This window comes from Zhouia amylolytica AD3, from assembly GCF_000511935.2.
GTDB classification, from domain to species: Bacteria; Bacteroidota; Bacteroidia; order Flavobacteriales; family Flavobacteriaceae; genus Zhouia; species Zhouia amylolytica.
This window is the reverse complement of sequence record NZ_AYXY01000031.1, coordinates 55,732-73,143: the sequence shown is the minus strand read 5'-3', so window position 1 is coordinate 73,143 and position 17,412 is coordinate 55,732. Positions and strand designations below refer to the sequence as shown.

At 36.5% G+C, this 17,412-nt stretch carries 16 protein-coding genes; 5 read left to right on the top strand and 11 right to left on the bottom strand.

Annotated elements, in window-relative coordinates:
* Positions 1-1,017, bottom strand: coding sequence for a LacI family DNA-binding transcriptional regulator (locus P278_RS15625; RefSeq protein ID WP_038268861.1), 1,017 nt, complete (start codon positions 1,015-1,017; stop codon positions 1-3).
* 238 nt (positions 1,018-1,255) lie between these two features.
* On the opposite strand from P278_RS15625, the gene P278_RS15620 reads away from it, so the two are divergent.
* Positions 1,256-2,452, top strand: a complete 1,197-nt coding sequence (locus P278_RS15620) for a Pycsar system effector family protein (RefSeq protein WP_038268860.1) — start codon at positions 1,256-1,258, stop codon at positions 2,450-2,452.
* On the opposite strand, the gene P278_RS15615 is transcribed toward P278_RS15620, so the two are convergent.
* Positions 2,449-4,815 carry a GAF domain-containing protein gene (locus P278_RS15615; RefSeq protein ID WP_038268859.1) on the bottom strand — a complete coding sequence of 789 codons (2,367 nt, stop codon included), beginning with the start codon at positions 4,813-4,815 and terminating at the stop codon, positions 2,449-2,451. The two genes, P278_RS15620 and P278_RS15615, sit on opposite strands and share 4 nt — an antisense overlap.
* A gap of 116 nt (positions 4,816-4,931) precedes the next feature.
* Between P278_RS15615 and P278_RS15610 the strand changes: the two genes are divergently transcribed.
* Together P278_RS15610 and P278_RS15605 are read left to right on the top strand one after the other, a co-directional pair.
* Positions 4,932-5,708: a DUF3050 domain-containing protein gene (locus tag P278_RS15610; protein ID WP_038268858.1), complete on the top strand. Its 777-nt coding sequence runs from the start codon at positions 4,932-4,934 to the stop codon at positions 5,706-5,708.
* A 58-nt stretch (positions 5,709-5,766) separates the two neighbouring features.
* A complete protein-coding gene (locus P278_RS15605; RefSeq protein WP_038268857.1) occupies positions 5,767-6,672 on the top strand; it encodes a metallophosphoesterase in 906 nt (301 codons plus the stop codon).
* Here the strand turns inward: P278_RS15605 and P278_RS15600 are convergent.
* The 7 genes from P278_RS15600 to trmB form a co-directional block, all read right to left on the bottom strand.
* Positions 6,669-6,998 (bottom strand): 2Fe-2S iron-sulfur cluster-binding protein, encoded by a 330-nt coding sequence (locus P278_RS15600; protein ID WP_038268856.1) that lies wholly within the window; start codon positions 6,996-6,998, stop codon positions 6,669-6,671. The two genes, P278_RS15605 and P278_RS15600, sit on opposite strands and share 4 nt — an antisense overlap.
* A 77-nt stretch (positions 6,999-7,075) precedes the next feature.
* Positions 7,076-8,128 carry an NAD(P)/FAD-dependent oxidoreductase gene (locus tag P278_RS15595; RefSeq protein WP_038268855.1) on the bottom strand — a complete coding sequence of 351 codons (1,053 nt, stop codon included), beginning with the start codon at positions 8,126-8,128 and terminating at the stop codon, positions 7,076-7,078.
* A gap of 100 nt (positions 8,129-8,228) precedes the next feature.
* Positions 8,229-8,465, bottom strand: a complete 237-nt coding sequence (locus P278_RS15590) for a NifU family protein (RefSeq protein WP_038268854.1) — start codon at positions 8,463-8,465, stop codon at positions 8,229-8,231.
* Between the two features lie 5 nt (positions 8,466-8,470).
* Positions 8,471-9,607 (bottom strand): Mrp/NBP35 family ATP-binding protein, encoded by a 1,137-nt coding sequence (locus P278_RS15585; RefSeq protein WP_038268853.1) that lies wholly within the window; start codon positions 9,605-9,607, stop codon positions 8,471-8,473.
* A gap of 164 nt (positions 9,608-9,771) precedes the next feature.
* Positions 9,772-10,104 (bottom strand): MGMT family protein, encoded by a 333-nt coding sequence (locus P278_RS15580; protein ID WP_038268852.1) that lies wholly within the window; start codon positions 10,102-10,104, stop codon positions 9,772-9,774.
* Positions 10,094-10,726, bottom strand: a complete 633-nt coding sequence (locus tag P278_RS15575; RefSeq protein WP_038268851.1) for a LysE family transporter — start codon at positions 10,724-10,726, stop codon at positions 10,094-10,096. Before P278_RS15575 ends, P278_RS15580 begins: the two co-directional genes overlap by 11 nt.
* Positions 10,727-11,401 (bottom strand): tRNA (guanosine(46)-N7)-methyltransferase TrmB, encoded by a 675-nt coding sequence (trmB, locus tag P278_RS15570; protein WP_038268850.1) that lies wholly within the window; start codon positions 11,399-11,401, stop codon positions 10,727-10,729.
* 154 nt (positions 11,402-11,555) lie between these two features.
* Here trmB and P278_RS15565 point away from each other — a divergent pair, with 154 nt between their 5' ends.
* Complete coding sequence (locus tag P278_RS15565; RefSeq protein ID WP_038268849.1) at positions 11,556-12,617, top strand: glycosyltransferase; 1,062 nt, start codon at positions 11,556-11,558, stop codon at positions 12,615-12,617.
* Here the strand turns inward: P278_RS15565 and P278_RS15560 are convergent.
* Both P278_RS15560 and P278_RS15555 read right to left on the bottom strand, forming a co-directional pair.
* Complete coding sequence (locus tag P278_RS15560) at positions 12,591-13,634, bottom strand: sensor histidine kinase (RefSeq protein ID WP_038268848.1); 1,044 nt, start codon at positions 13,632-13,634, stop codon at positions 12,591-12,593. The two genes, P278_RS15565 and P278_RS15560, sit on opposite strands and share 27 nt — an antisense overlap.
* Entirely contained in the window at positions 13,635-14,321 is a 687-nt protein-coding gene (locus tag P278_RS15555) for a response regulator transcription factor (RefSeq protein ID WP_038268847.1), read from the bottom strand.
* Positions 14,322-14,557: 236 nt separating this feature from the next.
* Here P278_RS15555 and P278_RS15550 point away from each other — a divergent pair, with 236 nt between their 5' ends.
* Positions 14,558-17,332, top strand: coding sequence for a TonB-dependent receptor (locus P278_RS15550; RefSeq protein ID WP_038268845.1), 2,775 nt, complete (start codon positions 14,558-14,560; stop codon positions 17,330-17,332).
* The last annotated feature ends 80 nt before the right edge of the window (positions 17,333-17,412 follow it).

Below are 17,412 nucleotides of genomic sequence, written 5' to 3'. Positions count from 1 at the left end.
CTATTTGGTGGACTCCCTGTGAATTAAGGTAGTTTTTAATATATGAGTATTATAGGGAATGTGCTTGTCTTCATTCTCCAACCTATTGATAAGCATGGTTGCTGCTTGTCGGCCTATATCTTCACCGTGTTGACTGACCGTCGTTAAGGTAGGACTTGCACATTGTGAAATTATACCATCAGTAAATCCTATAACTGAAAAGTCTTCCGGAATACGCATGCCCAATTTCTGAGCCACTTTCATGGCCGTTACGGCAAAGTATTCTGTAACTCCAAAAACAGCATCAAAATTATTGGCTTCAATAAATTCCTTTATTTCATCCTGACCTCCGTTCAATGCTTCTAATTTGAGTATATGATCTGGATTTACCGGCAAGCCAGCATTTTCCAGAGCGGCTGTATAACCCTGAGTTCTTAATCTCCCCACACTTAAATAGTCAGGCATTGTAATTAAACCTATATTCTTAGCTCCTTTTTCAATTAAATAATTAACCGCGTTAAAAGCACCCTGAGTATCATCAATAATAACCTTATCACTATCTACATGATCGGTTACCCGGTCTACCATTACAATTGGCATTCCTTGATTGATGACTTCATTCAGATGATGAAAGTCCTGTTTCTCCTGGGTTTCCTTAGCTAAGGACAGGATAAAACCATCAATACTCCCGTTAGCAAGCATTTGTGCGGTAATCACTTCTTTTTCAAAAGATTCATCAGATAAACACACCACTACATTATAACCCTTTTCGGTGGCATATCTTTCCACGCCGTTAATAATGGAAGAGAAGAAATGATGAACTATTTCAGGAACAATGATCCCAATATTTTTTGTCTTCTGATTTTTAAGGCTCAGCGCAATATTATTGGGTTTATAGTTATGCTCCTTTGCGAACGCCTTAATTACCTCTTTTGTTTTATCGCTAATTTCGGGGCTATCACTTAAGGCTTTAGATACAGTAGAAATAGATACATTTAACTTCTTTGATATTTCCTTTAAGGTAATTCGTTGCTTCATGTTCAATCAATTATTTACGGAACATACAAAATTAGGATAAAGTAATTATATAAAACATAATTTCCTAGTAGTATTATTTTAAATAACGAAATTTTCATAGTGTTAGTCAACCTTCTCCTGGCCATAGGTTCTTGTTTCTTTGGTTTATGACGACTTACGAAATCACGATGTTTATGAATTGATAAATATTTTTTCAATAAAAAGAGTAACTTTAGGTCTATAAAAATTTATCTCTAAAATGGCTACCATCCTTGAAAAAACAAAGGAGTATGTTCTTAATACCTTAAATCAAGAGCTCCCACATGGATATTTATACCACAACTACAATCATACCCAAAGGGTGGTCAAACATGTTCATGAGCTTATTGAAGCGGAGCATATTGATACGAATGATGCTGAAATACTTGAGCTTGCAGCCTGGTTTCATGACATAGGCTACATCCAAACCAGAAAGAATCATGAAAGGGAAGGAGCTGAAATGGCTGAAAAGTTTCTTAAAAATGAAAATTATCCTGATGATAAAATACAAACAGTAAAAAGTTGTATTCTTGCTACTGCGTTCAATGCTTCACCCAGCACTCAGCTTGAAAAAATAATAGCAGATGCAGATTTTTCACATTTCGCCTCGACCAATTATGATGAAATATCGGACTTATTAAGAGAAGAGCTTCGTCTGTTGAATTTCAAAGAATATTCGGATGAGGAATGGCTGGAGGAGAACATTAAAATGTTTAAAGAACACCACAAATTCCACACCCAACATGCTATAGAATTTTGGCAACCTCAAAAAAGCAAAAACCTACTAAAGCTAATTAAAAGCTTAAGGAAGTTACGAGGTAAACTGGAAGCCGAAAGGTTAAAGGCACTGGAAAAAAAGCAAAAGAAGAATAAATCGGGAGTCCCCGAGCGTGGAATAGAGACTATGTTCAGGGTTGCCATGAGAAATCACATTAATCTTAGTAGCATTGCTGACACCAAAGCGAATATTTTACTTTCCGTTAATGCCATCATTATTTCATTGGCTCTTTCCAACCTGATTCCAAAGTTGGACAATCCGTCTAATGCCTATTTAATTTATCCGACAGTAATATTTGTTTGCTTTAGTGTAGTCTCTATGGTACTATCAATTATAGCTACCAGGCCTAAAATAACCAGTGGGGAATTCACAAAACAGGATGTTATTGACAGAAAGGCAAACCTCTTGTTTTTTGGAAACTTTTATAAAATGGACCTGGAGGAATACCAATGGGGAATGAACGAAATAATGAATGACAAAGATTATCTTTACGATAGCCTTAGCAAAGATTTATACTTCTTAGGTAAGGTGCTGGAACGTAAATATCGAATACTTAGAATTACCTATAGTATTTTCATGTTAGGAATCATCATTTCTGTTTTGGCCTTTGGTATTTCGTTTAAAGCTGCCGGATTTTAATTTTTCAACTCTTGTATTAAATCATCGTAGGTATAGAATATCTTATCGCTATCCTTCTTTTTGTAAAGAACCTCAACCTTAATAGCCTTAAGACCACTTACTCCCTGAAGACCTTCCAGCTCGATTATTTCTACATTTTGAGATAACAGTTGCTTCGATTGTAAAAACTTTATATATCTCATATATTCTCTTTCATCCTTTTTTTGAGAATACACGATGGCTATTTTTCCTTTTTCAGTTAATCTCTTTTTGGTTCCTTTGATATAAGCCTTATCCAACCGCTTCTTTAAAATTTCATATCGAGCGTTGTAAGTACCGTCAACATCAAACTGCTTTTCGTCCATGCGGAACCGAATTGACAAAGGTGAATTATATACCAGTAATAATGAAGCAACATCTAACTGAATCGGCAATTCCGGAAGTAAATTATAGTGGGCATTTTCCATTTCGCACATCACTTGTAATTGCCACAGCCGAAGGTTATATAGATACAACTCATTAAAGCTATCCTCTCTGGTGATGGTTTCACCAATATACATATTGTGTTCTACCCCATCGGTTTTGTACCGCTCAAAATAATGAGGATACATAGCTTGTGCGTTCTTTTGTTGCTTGTCTATAATCGATGCCAACCGCTTATTAATTTTAGTAACCGTAATATCATAATTCTTACGATGGTCATATATTGCTCCTGACTTTTCATCAATCTGAAAGAAATAATTAGATATCAAGTCACCTAAATATCCTTGTTTCCCTTCCATATGCCTTAAAAAAGGGTGGACTTCATCATTTAATAAATCTAATATATTCTGCTCGGTATCTGTATGCAGGGTTGATTTTAAGTTCGTCAGATATGGCTGAATTCTGAACAATAACTCTTCGTAAATAGGCAATGGGTTAATTTCAAAAGCCTGCTTAAAAATCTGTTCCACTAATGACAGTTGTATCATGAGGTCTTTTCTAATAGATTCATTTCTCGCTTTTGAGGAATCTTTTATATCTATCTGACCATATAAGGGATAAACATCATTGAATACAATCTCCTGAAAACTTGTTTGATTCCCTAAAGTATTATCTTTCAGAAATCGTTTAGCCTCCTGTTCGAATCGCCAATATACGCTGTCGTGAATTGAAGTACACTCATGTTGAATAATGGCTTCTATTTTGTTATGGTATTCTTCTTTGGAGCGAACAGTGGCCGCCACCAAATAAGGCATTACATCTTTTAATTTATTGGCATTAATACTATTTAACTCCCTGGTACGCTTTGAAACTAATTCAAGTACTCCCAGCAGCTCCTTCCCGTCTACTACAGGCGCTAATATCACACTTTTAATACCCTGCTCCTTAAATATCTTAAATTCATATTCGTCGGGAGAACGTTTAAAATACTTATCTACATCAGAAATGGCAAAACATTCATGATTTTCGATAAGCTTCTCATATGAGAATTTACAGAGGCTTGTTTTACAACCTTTAGAAGTATTATCCTTTAATAAAAAACTTGGTATATTTTCGGAGAAATCTCGTTCAAACTGGTTGGTCTCTTCATCAAATCTCACAAATCCTACCCTCAGATCGTGAATATTAAATATGGACTGAAAAATTCTTTCAAACTGGTCTACAAAAAAATCGCCATCTACCCTTTGGGATAAAAGTCCTGTTTTTAGTTCGGATATCGAATTTTCGAGGGTTACATCAAACATGGAGGCAATAATAAAGCCTTTAGCCTGCCAACTATTTGGCGGGAAATGGTGCTTCCAAAGTTCAATGTTCTCAAAATTATCTAGCAATTCAGCAATATCTTCGTCTGAAATGTCCTTTGATTTATCTGTCGAAACAAGCTCCATAAAATCAGCATTATACATGATTCTGTATGTTTTGACCATGCCATTTTTATCCGGAACATCAAAGAATAAGGGACTCTTAAATTGCAGATCAATATTATATTGATAAGATAATATAAAACTGCAAGCCAGGATGTACATATCTTCTTCTCGGGTATGCCTCATCTCAAAGCTGAAGTCAGTACCTGCCTCTTCCATGATTTTTTTAAATCGCTTTGAGGAGTTAAACACGACATTATCAAAAGGAATTGTTGCAATTTTAATCTCGTTTTCGGTAAGTACCGGCGCAAAAGAATCCTGAAGAATGACCTGAATTGGTTCTCTGTATTTTTCTAAAAGGGATACATCTATAAATCCGGACCTCAACACAGGGTAGGGTCTTTGGACTTCCAGAACTTTTTGAGCTCGCTCCGCCAGCAAAATATCTTCTCCCTTAGCTTGTTCCTCATATTTTTCAATGAGCTTATTAAAACTAAGTTCCATGGTAAACGGCAACTCTTGATGATTCCAATTCATCCCTTTTCGATTTGAATAATAATAAATTTACTAAAAATTCGTTTGTTTGGTCGTTCTTCTCGTCTAAAACTTGCAGTGTAATTATACCTCAGTTATTTTTGCAAAAATTTCAAAATATGATTGAAAAGGTATTTGAAGCAATCAAAGAAGAAAGAAGTTCCTTATTAGAACATCCACTTTACAAAGATATTAAAACCCCAGAGGAATTAAACATTTTCTTGCAACATCATGTTTTTGCTGTATGGGATTTTATGAGCTTGCTTAAGGCACTTCAAAACAGCTTAACTTGTACTCAATCGCCATGGGTTCCTGTTGGCAACCCTCAAACCCGCTATTTGATTAATGAAATTGTTCTTGCCGAAGAAACTGATATCAATGCAGAAGGCCTCAGGCAAAGTCATTTTGAAATGTACATTGAAGCGATGAAATCATTTGGTGCATCAACTGTGGCTATTAAAAACCTTCTGGCTTCCCTTTCTTCAAATAATGACATTATTAGTGCTATTGCTTCATCATCGCTTCCAGAGGGTGTTAAACAGTTTCTAAATTTTACATTTGAAATTATAGCAGATGCAAAGCCGCATAAAATTGCTGCTGCATTTACTTTTGGGCGAGAAGAACTTATCCCTGACATGTTTACTTCTATTCTAAAGAATATGGAGCTTAACTTCCCGGAAAAAGATTTAAGCAAACTCATATACTATTTTGAAAGACATATTGAACTTGATGGAGATGAGCACGGACCAATGGCCATGAAAATGGTAGAAGAGTTATGCGATACGGAAGAAAAATATCTGGAATGTATTGCTGTAGCCAAAGAAGCTCTTGAGAAAAGAATTCTTCTATGGGATGGGATTTTGGCTGAAATCAAAACAAAAACATTGACCGTATAAAACAGTAATTAGATTGAAAAGTGCTATTTTTAAATGCTTTTCAATTGATATTGCTTGTATGGCTACCAAACATAGATTAACTAATGCATTCAGTAATGCTAAAAAGATAACTTTTAACGATCAGTCTAAGTTTATTCTTTTCAGCGACTGCCATAGGGGTGATAATAGTTATGCCGACGACTTTGCCAACAATAGAAACATCTATTTCTACGCACTTAATCAGTATTATAAAAATGACTTCACTTATATAGAACTTGGTGATGGTGATGAATTGTGGGAGAATTTGAGCTTTGAATCTATCTTCAAATCCCACAAACATATTTACCTCCTTTTGAAAAATTTTTATGAAAAAGGCAGGCTATTCATGATTTATGGAAATCATGATATGGTTTACAAAAACAAAGACACAGTCGCTAAAAATTATGATCATTATTTCGACCCTGTAACGGGTACAGAAATTCCATTACTTCCAAACATCAACTTTCACGAAAGTATTGTATTGGAGCATGAAGTCACCAAGCAAAAAATATTCTTAATTCATGGACATCAAGCTGATTGGTGGAACTTTGGCTTTTGGAGATTAAGCAGATTAATGGTAAGGATTCTATGGAAACCTCTTCAAATTATAGGAATCGCTGACCCTACAAGCCCAGCTAAAAACTATAAAGAACTTATAAAAATCGAGCGTCGAATTAAACGATGGATAGTTGAGGAGAATAACCAGCTAACCATTGCTGGCCATACCCACAGGCCTAGATTTCCCGAACCGGGACAGATACCATTTTTTAATGATGGAAGTTGTGTGCACCCCAGAAGCATAACCGGACTTGAAATAGAAAATGGTAATATTACCCTTATAAAGTGGTATACAGATATTACCGAAGATGGGTATCTCCGAATCGTCAGGACGGTCCTGGAGGGACCCCGAAAATTAAAAAATTACCTTATAAAAAAGGATGTTTAACTCTCTGGTGCTAATTCAATTTCAAGACCTTCCAAATTATCCGTTAACTGAATTTGGCATCCTAAGCGGCTATTATCCTTTACATAAAATGCTTCAGCCAGCATGGCGTCTTCATCTGGAGACATCTCTGGTAATTCATGATCCGAGTTTACGTAGCATTGACAAGAAGCACACATAGCCATACCTCCACAAATACCTATGGTTCCTTCAGGGGCTAGTTCATATGCTTTTACCAATTCCATGACATTCATAGCCATATCGGTTGGTGCCTGTACCTCGTGTGTTACACCTTCCCTATCTGTAATTTTAATCGTAATATCGGACATCGAATTAAATTTGGATGCAAAAGTAGTAAAAGAAAACAAATAGTCTACTAAATCAGTAGACTATTTGTTTTAAAATTTTATTCTATCGTTTTAACTACGGCTTTTGGCGCTTCCTTTCTGGTTCCGTCAAAACCATCTACTCCACTTACCGTTGTATATTTCATAACGTATTTTTTATCAGGATATATACGCTGATAGGCACTTTGACACATTAGCGTAGCTTCATGAAATCCACAAAGGATTAATTTAAGCTTCCCCGGGTATGTATTTACATCACCAATAGCATAGACCCCAGGAACATTGGTTTGATAATCCAGTGTATTATCTACTTTAATCGCATTCTTTTCGATTTCAAGTCCCCAATTTGCAATTGGGCCAAGCTTAGGAGCTAATCCAAATAGTGGTATAAAGTGATCTGTTTCCAATCGGATTTCTTCACCTTCTCTTTCGGCAACCAACTCCTCTAATTTGCCGTTACCTTTAAGTTCTGTAATTTCAGCAGGGGTTAACAGGTTGATTTTACCCAACTTTTTTAATTCCTGGACCTTCTCTACCGAGTCGAGAGCACCACGGAATTCGTTACGTCGGTGGACCAAGGTAACCTCTGCGGCTACATCGGAAAGAAATATACTCCAATCAAGGGCAGAGTCACCACCTCCTGCTATTACCACACGCTTATCACGATAAAGCTCTGGATCTCTTATGATATACTCCACTCCTTTATCTTCGTAGTTTACTAAATTATCAATTAGCGGTTTACGGGGTTCAAAACTTCCCAAACCACCAGCGATAGCCACTACCGGGGCGTGATGTTTTGTTCCTTTATTAGTAGTAACTATAAATGAACCGTCGTCTAATTTTTCAATAGTATCAGCTCGCTCTCCCAAGGTGAAACCCGGTTCGAAAGGAGCTATCTGAGCCATTAAATTATCTACTAAATCACCAGCTAAAACTTCTGGAAAGCCTGGAATATCGTAGATTGGTTTTTTAGGATATATTTCTGAGCATTGCCCTCCTGGCTGTGGCAATGCATCAATTAAATGGCATTTTAATTTAAGTAATCCGGCCTCAAAAACAGCAAATAACCCTGTAGGACCTGCTCCTATTATTAATATGTCTGTTTTAATCATTACAATAGCAATTTTAATTCAGTAATTGCCTCTTCAAAGGGAACAATATTACCGATTTCATACTGTAGTGTTATCCTCTATTTTAGCAATAGACTTTAACCTAAGCTATATTTTCTACTTTTTCAATTTGAGGCACATATTTCTTTATGGTTGTCTCTACCCCAGCCTTTAATGTCATCTGATTGACATGACAACCTACACAAGCACCTTCCAGACGAACCCTTACTAGCGTTTCGTCTACAGAAATCAATGAAATATCGCCTCCATCACTTTTTAAAAAAGGGCGTATTTCTTCTAATGCCTTTTCTACATTTAACTTAATTTCGTCTAAAGTCATAATTACTACTTTTTAGCCGCCGAACAACCTGCCATTGTGGTTATTTTAATAGCTTCGGTTGGTGGTAAACTTTTGTTTCGGCTCACCACTTCTTGTATAACATTCTTTGTTAACTCTTCGAAGGATTCTTCAAGAGGGGTTGCTGTTTGCAAAGCTGCAGGTCTCCCTGCGTCACCAGCCTCTCTTATGCTTTGCACCAATGGAAGTTCACCTAAGAAAGCAACTTTTAAGTCTTCTGAAAGATTTTTGGCTCCTTCTTTCCCAAAGATATAATATTTATTGTCAGGTAATTCTTCAGGTGTAAAATATGCCATATTTTCTATGATTCCCAATACCGGCACACTTATGCTCTCTTGTTGAAACATAGCTACTCCTTTACGAGCATCCGCCAGTGCCACATTTTGAGGTGTACTTACTACCACTGCTCCCGTAATAGGCATTGCCTGCATAATACTTAAATGAATATCTCCAGTCCCCGGAGGTAAATCTATAAGCAGAAAATCTAATTCTCCCCAATCAGCATCAAATATCATTTGATTTAGTGCTTTTGCAGCCATTGGTCCACGCCAAATTACAGCTTGGTTAGGTTGCGTAAAAAACCCGATAGAAAGAATCTTAACCCCATAATTTTCGATAGGCTTCATTTTGGATTTTCCATCGACATTTACGGCCAATGGTCGTTCTCCTTCTACATCGTACATCAAGGGAATAGATGGTCCATAAATATCAGCATCCAAAAGTCCAACTTTAAAACCCATTTTGGCCATAGTTGCAGCCAAGTTAGCGGTAACAGTTGACTTACCCACACCTCCTTTACCTGAGGCTACGGCAATAATATTTTTGATTCCGGGAATTGGCTTCCCTTTAATTTGATTTGCCTGTGGTTTTTCAGGAGCGTCTACTTTAATATTTACTTTCACTTTAGCCTTTTTATAGACCTTATCGTGGATGGTTTTTAATATTTCAACTTCAGTTTTCTTTTTAGCTTGCAGGCTTGGGTTGTTTATAGTGATATCAACGACTACTTCATCTCCAAAAGTCATCACATTTGTAACTGCACCACTCTCTATCATGTTCTGACCTTCTCCAGGTGCTGAAATACTTTCAAGAGCTTTTAATATATCTTTCCTGTTTAACTTCATATATTCTGATGACGTTTATAATTATAATTCTCAAGGTTATTCACCTCTAATTAAATTGATTCTAAATTGCAAAGATAATGGTTAGCTTTTAGATAATAAAGATGTTAGATCGAAAACAATAATAAGTGGATAATAGTAATTGATAGACTTCATGCCTAAATGGCTCATAAAAGTTCGTCCATTGGATCCCAAAAATACTTATCCAAATCAATAATTTGATTATCTTTCACTAAAACACCTTCATTTTCAAGAAGTTGCTGCATTAGGTTTGTTCCTTGAAAATGGTGTTTCCCGGTAAGGATGCCCTTTCTATTCACCACGCGATGCGCCGGAACATCCTCTTTTAAACTACTGCCATTCAAAGCCCATCCAACCATACGTGCACTTCTTGCTGCCCCCAGGTATTTGGCGATAGCTCCATAACTGGTAACACGACCATAAGGAATCTGTCTGGCAATTTCATAAACCCGTTCGAAAAAATTATCGTTACTCGCCATAAAAGATTCGAATAAATGTTATGATCACCAAGATAAGCATCAATACTGACAACACATAGTCTGAATAGCGGGAGAATCGGTCACTTTTTGCCTGTAGCTTATCAAAATACACGACATACATGTAAAGCATTGCAAATGTTCCAGCTCCGGCAGCTATTATGAATGTCAATACGTCCCACAATTGAAATTTAATCCATCCGGAAACTTTCCAGGCCGCATTTAATCCGCAAAAATAGGGTATCGGAAGTAAGTTAACCAGTGCCAACAACATTCCCTTAAGAAAACTACCTCGTTTACTTACGTCAACCTCCTTAAACTTTTTCTCTTTATTTTTTCTGGCCACGATGAAAAAATAAACTGCAAAAAAACCAAATACCACCAATGCTATTTTTAGGAGTATGTCTATTACAAACGGATTGTTGTAAAGGTATTTTGATATTAATACGGCAACATAGGCCTGGGCAACAACAGTGGTTGAAGCTCCTGTTGCAAAGAGAATTCCATTAGCCTTTCCTTTAGTCAAGCTCACCTTTGCAGCTGTCATATTAATCAAACCAGGTGGAACGACTCCCATAAGTGCTGCTGAAAAAGTGGCAAAAAAAAGTATGGCTAAATGTTCCATTTATTTTATCTTGAATTTAATGTAGGTAATAGGTTTTTGCTGCTCAAGATACTGCTTTTCATAAAAAGTCTGAATCGAGGTAACCTCATCCGGACTTCCTTCATTTTTATAGACATTATGGTTTGCGTATAAGACCTCATGACCCTCACCATGTAACAGGCCCAGTGTATAACCATGCATAAACTCACTATCCGTTTTCAGGTGCATAACACCATCAGGCTTGAGTATTCTTTTGTACATCTGCAAAAAGGCACTGTTCGTCATTCGGTGCTTAGTTCGTTTATATTTGATTTGAGGATCAGGAAACGTGATCCATATTTCGGAAACTTCTCCAGCTTCGAAAATGTTTTCTATCAATTCAATTTGAGTTCTTAAAAAGCCGACATTGGCAACATTTTCCTCAAGAGCCGTTTTAGCGCCTCTCCACATTCGAGCTCCTTTGATATCGATACCGATAAAGTTTTTTTCAGGAAACCTTCTTCCTAAACCTACACTATACTCTCCTTTACCACATCCCAACTCCAGTACAATAGGATGGTCGTTTTTAAAAAACGCTTCATTCCATCTCCCTTTTAATGAAAAGGTACCATTCATCAACTCCTCCCTGGTAGGTTGTACCATATTTGAGAATGTCTCATTCTCTCTAAAACGCTTTAATTTGTTTTTGCTTCCCACTTTAAATTCTTTAATTAAACCACATACAACAAGCGGTTCTCTTCAAAACCACCTCCCAAAAAAATTTCGGTTTAGAAATAAATATTTCAATTATTTAATATTTTGACAAAATTAGGGAAATATACAAGAGATAAAAATGTAGTTTTTTTGTAAAATGACAGAAAGAAAAAAGATTCTGGTTGCTCCATTAAACTGGGGACTGGGTCATGCTACGAGGTGCATTCCTATTATAAATGCCCTAAAGCAACAAAATTACACTCCCATTATAGCTTCTGACGGGGTGGCTCTTGAACTCCTCAGAAAAGAATTCCCTACCCTTAGCACTATAGAATTACCGTCGTATCAAATTCAATATGCAGTTAAGGGAAAGAATTTTAAGCTAAAAATGATTTGGGATTCTCCTAAAATCATTAAAGCTGTTACAGAAGAAAGAAACCAGTTAAAGGCTCTTATAAAAGAATTTGACATCGATGGAATTATTTCCGATAACAGAATGGGGGTTTACAGTAAGGATGTTCCTTCGGTTTTTATCACCCATCAATTAAACGTTCTTACCGGCAATACGACCTGGCTTAGTTCAAAAATACATCAACAAGTCATTAAGCGCTTTTCAGAATGCTGGGTGCCAGATATAGAAGGAGAACCCAACCTTACAGGAAAGTTAGGACATTTAACAAACTCGGATCTTAAGATTAAATACCTGGGGCCTTTAAGTCGTCTTGATAAAAAAGTACAGAAAAAGGTTTACGATTTAATGGTAATAATTTCCGGCCCGGAACCACAACGCACCATACTGGAAGCCCTTTTAACAAAAGAGGTTGATAAGTTTGATGGTAAAGTTTTGTTCGTAAAGGGTAAAATTGAAAAAGAGCAAAAAATTGAACGAAACGGACATGTAACATTTTTCAATTTTATGAATTCCGCCGAACTGGAGGCTGCTTTTAATCAGAGTAACATTGTACTCTCCCGATCCGGATACACCACCGTAATGGATTTGGCTAAACTTGAAAAAAAAGCATTTTTTATTCCGACCCCTGGTCAATACGAACAAAAATACCTTGCAAGGCGCCTGGACAAACAAGGTATTGTTCCTTATGCCAGGCAAAAGGATTTCCGTATTGAAGACTTAAAGAAGATAAATGATTATTCAGGGCTATCTGATTTTAGGACTGAGATTGATTATACCAGTCTATTTAGCCTTTTCGAGGGTAAATGAAAATTCGGAACCCATTCCAAAAACACTTTCCACATAAATTTTTTCTTTATGGGCTTCAATAATGTGCTTTACAATAGAAAGTCCTAAGCCAGAGCCTCCTTCTTTACGGCTACCACTTTTATCAATTCTGTAAAAACGCTCAAAGATCCGAGCTATATTATGCTTTTCGATTCCCTCTCCGTTATCTGTAATCCTGACAATTACTTTATTTTTAATTAAATTCTCAATGCTAACCTCGGTGGTTCCTTCTTCTCTTCCGTATTTAATAGAGTTTACCACCAAATTTGTAACCACCTGTTGAATACGTTCTTTGTCGGCGTACACCATGATGGGCTCATCATAAGGCATATCGAATGTAAGCGTGATATTCTTCTTGGCAGCTTTCATTTCAAACATTTCAAATACACTTTGCACCAATTCGACAATATCAAATTCTTCATATTCCAGATGCAAATCACCAACTTCCAATTTAGTAATCATATCCAGATCTTTGACAATATATATGAGTCGCTCTACACCCTTATTTGCTCGTTGAAGATATTTTTTTCGAACTTTTTTATCATCCATCGCGCCATCCAGTAAAGTCTCAATATACCCCTGAACAGTAAATAAAGGTGTTTTTAATTCATGAGAGACATTCCCAAAAAACTCTTTTCTATAGTTTTCACGAACTTTTAGGGTTTCTATCTCAAGTTTTTTATCCTTGGCAAACTTTTCGATCTCGTGGGTTAGCGTTCGCATATCTGTTGTTACTGCCTGATTCTGGAAAGAACTGGACTCCAGCAGTGAAACATCGTCATAAATTTGCTTTACTCTTCGATAGATAAACTTTTCGACTCTGTATTGAAGGATGAAAAAGCATAATGCGAATAAGGAAAGAGCGAAAGTAATAATTACCCACAGGTCGAATTCATAGAGTAAATACAAGAACACCCCTACAATCGTTGATGCAATTAGGGTGATATATGTTGAAGAACGTAATGCAAACCTATATGACTTTTTAAGTTGTATTGCCATTTAAAGAACAAACTTATATCCGACCCCCTTAACAGTTTTAAAGTGATCATCACCAATTTTTTCGCGAAGTTTACGAATATGCACATCAATGGTACGGCCACCAACAACCACTTCGTTACCCCATACTTTATCTAATATTTCTTCTCTCTTGAATACTTTGCCCGGTCTAGATGCTAAAAGCGAAAGCAACTCAAATTCTTTTCTAGGTAAAATTATCTCTTCCCCATTCTGAATAATCTTGTATTCATCTCTATCAATAGTAATATCACCTACTTTCACAACTTTATCAGCCGTTTCACCACCTTCTTTGAATCTTCTCAACAAAGCTTTTACTTTACTCACCAACACTTTAGGCTTGATCGGTTTTGTGATGTAATCATCTGCACCTGCATCAAATCCTGCAACCTGGGAGTAATCTTCACCTCTGGCTGTTAAAAACGTAACCACAGTTTCTTGTAGATCCGGCATTTTTCGAATCTGCTCACATGCTTCAATACCATCCATCTCCGGCATCATAACATCCAAGATAATTAGGTGTGGCTGTTCCTTTCTTGCTTTTGAAACCCCTTCGGCACCATTTTTTGCGGTAATTACCTGATACCCTTCATTAGATAAATTGTATCCAACGATTTCAAGAATATCCGGTTCATCGTCTACCAGAAGAATTTTAATGTCTCTTTTTTTCATTGCTTTAAATTTACTTCAACAACTCCTTAAGAACCAGTTATTAATGATCTTAAGAATTTTGTTTCTTTTTAAAATTTACGCTCAAAAGTAAAGATAATATTAATTAATAAAAGGAGTTAACATTCATTTAATACGCGTAACACAAAGCTAACAATGTAATTACAGAACATTAACCTGTGAATAACGTCACCTTTACAGTGCCCCTGTTTCTTTGCGCCAGAATTTAAAGTGACGTGATGAGACAATTATTAGTATTATTATTTTTAGCGGTTACCACCCTAACAATGGCACAAAACAATGCAGGTTCAGTGGTAGGTAAAATTACGGATAAGGAATTAAACAACGATCCCTTACCCTTTGCAAATGTACAAGTAAATGGTACAACAAAAGGAACAACCACCGACATGGACGGTTTGTTCGAAATCGGGAGCATTCCTCCGGGAACCTATTCAGTAACCATTAGTTTTGTTGGTTATGAGACTGTTACCATCCCTAATGTTAAAATAGAAGGAGGGAAAGTAACAGAGATTAACACTGGATTAGGTGCAGGTAGTGTAAGCCTGGACGAGGTAGTTGTTACTACTACGGTAAGAAGAGAATCTGAAACAGCTTTGCTATTAGATCAGAAAAAAGCTATCGAAATTAAGCAAAGTATCGGTGCGGAAGAACTTGCTCGTAAAGGTGTTAGTGATGTTGCCACAGCGGTAACAAAAACAACTGGTATTTCTAAACAAGAAGGTTCAGGAAGCATTTATGTTCGTGGTCTTGGAGACAGATACAACTCCACTACCATGAATGGACTACCATTACCATCAAACAATCCTTCCAGAAAAAACATCAACTTAGATATTTTCTCTACCGACATCGTTGAATATATCGGGATTTCAAAGACCTTCAATCATAAAAACTACGGAGATTTTGCAGGAGCAAATATCGACATCATCTCTAAAAACTATAAAGGAGATGGCTTTTTTGAATTTGGAGTAGGTATTGGGGGAAACACCAGCGCCATGGAAAGAGACAAATTCTATTTACAGGATGGTCCTAACAAAACTGGTTTTTACAACAAAGATTACCCAAACAATCCTTTAACGTCTTATAACTTTGATACAAGTTGGGATAGAAACACCAGTACTCCTGTCGAAAATTCATTCTCTCTAACAGGCGGTGATTCATATACCTTAGGCGAAGAAAGCAGATTAAGCTTTTTTGCATCGGCTAGTTTCGACAACAATTACAACTTTAAAGAGGGAGTTGCAAGAGGGGCTGTTAATACTCAAGGTGTTCCGAGAAAGGATCTTGATTATGAGGCATATGAATACAAAACGAACTCTACCTTGTTAGGTAACGTATTTTACAGAATTAACAACAACAACTCTCTTAAGTTCAACTCTTTGTTTATTAATTCAACAGGACAAAGTCATGACGAATACACAGGGGTTATAGACATTTTTGACAACGCTCCAAATGGAGGAGGTTACGTAAGAAGATCTACTTTTGACAGAACGTCTTTATTTGTAAACCAATTACTCGGTGATCACAAACTAAATGAACGTTTTGACCTAAACTGGGGTGTTTCTTATAACATTATGAAAAATGTTATTCCAGACAGAATGCAAAACACCTTAGTTCCGATCGATAATGATAATTTCGATGCAGGACTTACCGTTTCTGATTTAGCAACATCAGACAACCACAGATTCTATCAGGATCTTAAAGAGGATGAGTTAGCGGCTAATATTGAAACCTCTTATAAGTTTCATAAAAATAATGACGGTGAATATAAAGGTAAGCTATCTGTAGGTTATAGTGGGCGTTTTAAAAACATTGGATTTGAAGCAACTCAATTCAACTTCCGAATCAACAGAAATATTCAGCAACCACAGGTATTCACAGATAACCTTGATGCTTATTTTAACCAACAAAGCATCGATGCCGGATATTTTGACATTGTAACCTTTAGAGGTAGTGCGGGCATTCCTGGAGTTTTAGACCCACAAACCTATGACGGTGTGCAGTTTATCAATGCAGGATATGGAGCAGTTGAGTATAACTTCTCTCCTAAATTTACCGCTGTATTTGGACTTCGTGGAGAATATATTTTCCAGGAGATTGAATGGGAAACATCATTAGATCCGGAAGGTGATGATAGTGACTTTGACAGAATAGAAATTTTACCAAGTACTTCTTTGAAGTATAGTCTTAACGAAAAGCAAAACCTAAGATTTGCTGCTAGTAAAACATATACATTGCCTCAATTTAAAGAAAGAGCCCCTTTCCAATATGAAGAGGTAACCCAGGTGACTTTTGGTAACCCTGACCTGTATCCATCAACGGATTACAATGCAGACATCAAATGGGAGGCATTTCCAAATAATGACGAACTGATATCTGTTACTGGTTTTGGTAAGTATATCCAGAATCCGATTAATGAAGTAACTGTAGCATCAGCGACAAATGATGTGTCATATGTTAATACCGGGGAGTCTGCTATTGCCTTTGGTGGAGAATTAGAGATCCGAAAGAACATTATCAAATTCTCAGATGAGAATTTAAACAATAAGCTTTCATTCGGTTTCAATGCATCTTACATGTACACCAATCAGGATTTTGATGAACAAAAGGTAATTGACGAAACTAATCTTAGCGTTGGATTTTCAGATGAAGAAGGGAAACTAACCGGAGCTTCTGATCTTTTACTTAATGGAGACATTAGCTATTTAAAAGATTTTTCAGAGGATAAGAACCTTCTTGCTACACTTTCTTATAATTATTTTTCTGACAGACTTTATGCTATCGGGACAAATAACAGAGGGAACCTTGTAGATAAGGCTGTCGGAACATTAGATTTCATTGTCAAATCGCAATTAAACAAGAATATTGGCATTGGTTTCAAGGCACGCAACCTGTTAAATCCTACCGTAGAACGTATTCAGGAAACTCAGGATGTTACTGTATTATCCTATAAGAAGGGTATTGATCTAAATCTTTCTTTAACCTATAAATTTTAATTACAGTTAGTTAACATTAAGGTATTAACACGGCTGTTTAATTAATACTAAGATAATAGTTGCATAAGCACTAAGTAAAG

Bases quoted from the DNA above. Each gene is read 5' to 3' on its own strand.
- P278_RS15625 (WP_038268861.1), bottom strand. From the start codon at position 1,017: ATGAAGCAACGAATTACCTTAAAGGAAATATCAAAGAAGTTAAATGTA.
- P278_RS15620 (WP_038268860.1), top strand. From the start codon at position 1,256: ATGGCTACCATCCTTGAAAAAACAAAGGAGTATGTTCTTAATACCTTA.
- P278_RS15615 (WP_038268859.1), bottom strand. From the start codon at position 4,815: ATGAATTGGAATCATCAAGAGTTGCCGTTTACCATGGAACTTAGTTTT.
- P278_RS15610 (WP_038268858.1), top strand. From the start codon at position 4,932: ATGATTGAAAAGGTATTTGAAGCAATCAAAGAAGAAAGAAGTTCCTTA.
- P278_RS15605 (WP_038268857.1), top strand. From the start codon at position 5,767: ATGGCTACCAAACATAGATTAACTAATGCATTCAGTAATGCTAAAAAG.
- P278_RS15600 (WP_038268856.1), bottom strand. From the start codon at position 6,998: ATGTCCGATATTACGATTAAAATTACAGATAGGGAAGGTGTAACACAC.
- P278_RS15595 (WP_038268855.1), bottom strand. From the start codon at position 8,128: ATGATTAAAACAGACATATTAATAATAGGAGCAGGTCCTACAGGGTTA.
- P278_RS15590 (WP_038268854.1), bottom strand. From the start codon at position 8,465: ATGACTTTAGACGAAATTAAGTTAAATGTAGAAAAGGCATTAGAAGAA.
- P278_RS15585 (WP_038268853.1), bottom strand. From the start codon at position 9,607: ATGAAGTTAAACAGGAAAGATATATTAAAAGCTCTTGAAAGTATTTCA.
- P278_RS15580 (WP_038268852.1), bottom strand. From the start codon at position 10,104: ATGGCGAGTAACGATAATTTTTTCGAACGGGTTTATGAAATTGCCAGA.
- P278_RS15575 (WP_038268851.1), bottom strand. From the start codon at position 10,726: ATGGAACATTTAGCCATACTTTTTTTTGCCACTTTTTCAGCAGCACTT.
- P278_RS15565 (WP_038268849.1), top strand. From the start codon at position 11,556: ATGACAGAAAGAAAAAAGATTCTGGTTGCTCCATTAAACTGGGGACTG.
- P278_RS15560 (WP_038268848.1), bottom strand. From the start codon at position 13,634: ATGGCAATACAACTTAAAAAGTCATATAGGTTTGCATTACGTTCTTCA.
- P278_RS15555 (WP_038268847.1), bottom strand. From the start codon at position 14,321: ATGAAAAAAAGAGACATTAAAATTCTTCTGGTAGACGATGAACCGGAT.
- P278_RS15550 (WP_038268845.1), top strand. From the start codon at position 14,558: ATGAGACAATTATTAGTATTATTATTTTTAGCGGTTACCACCCTAACA.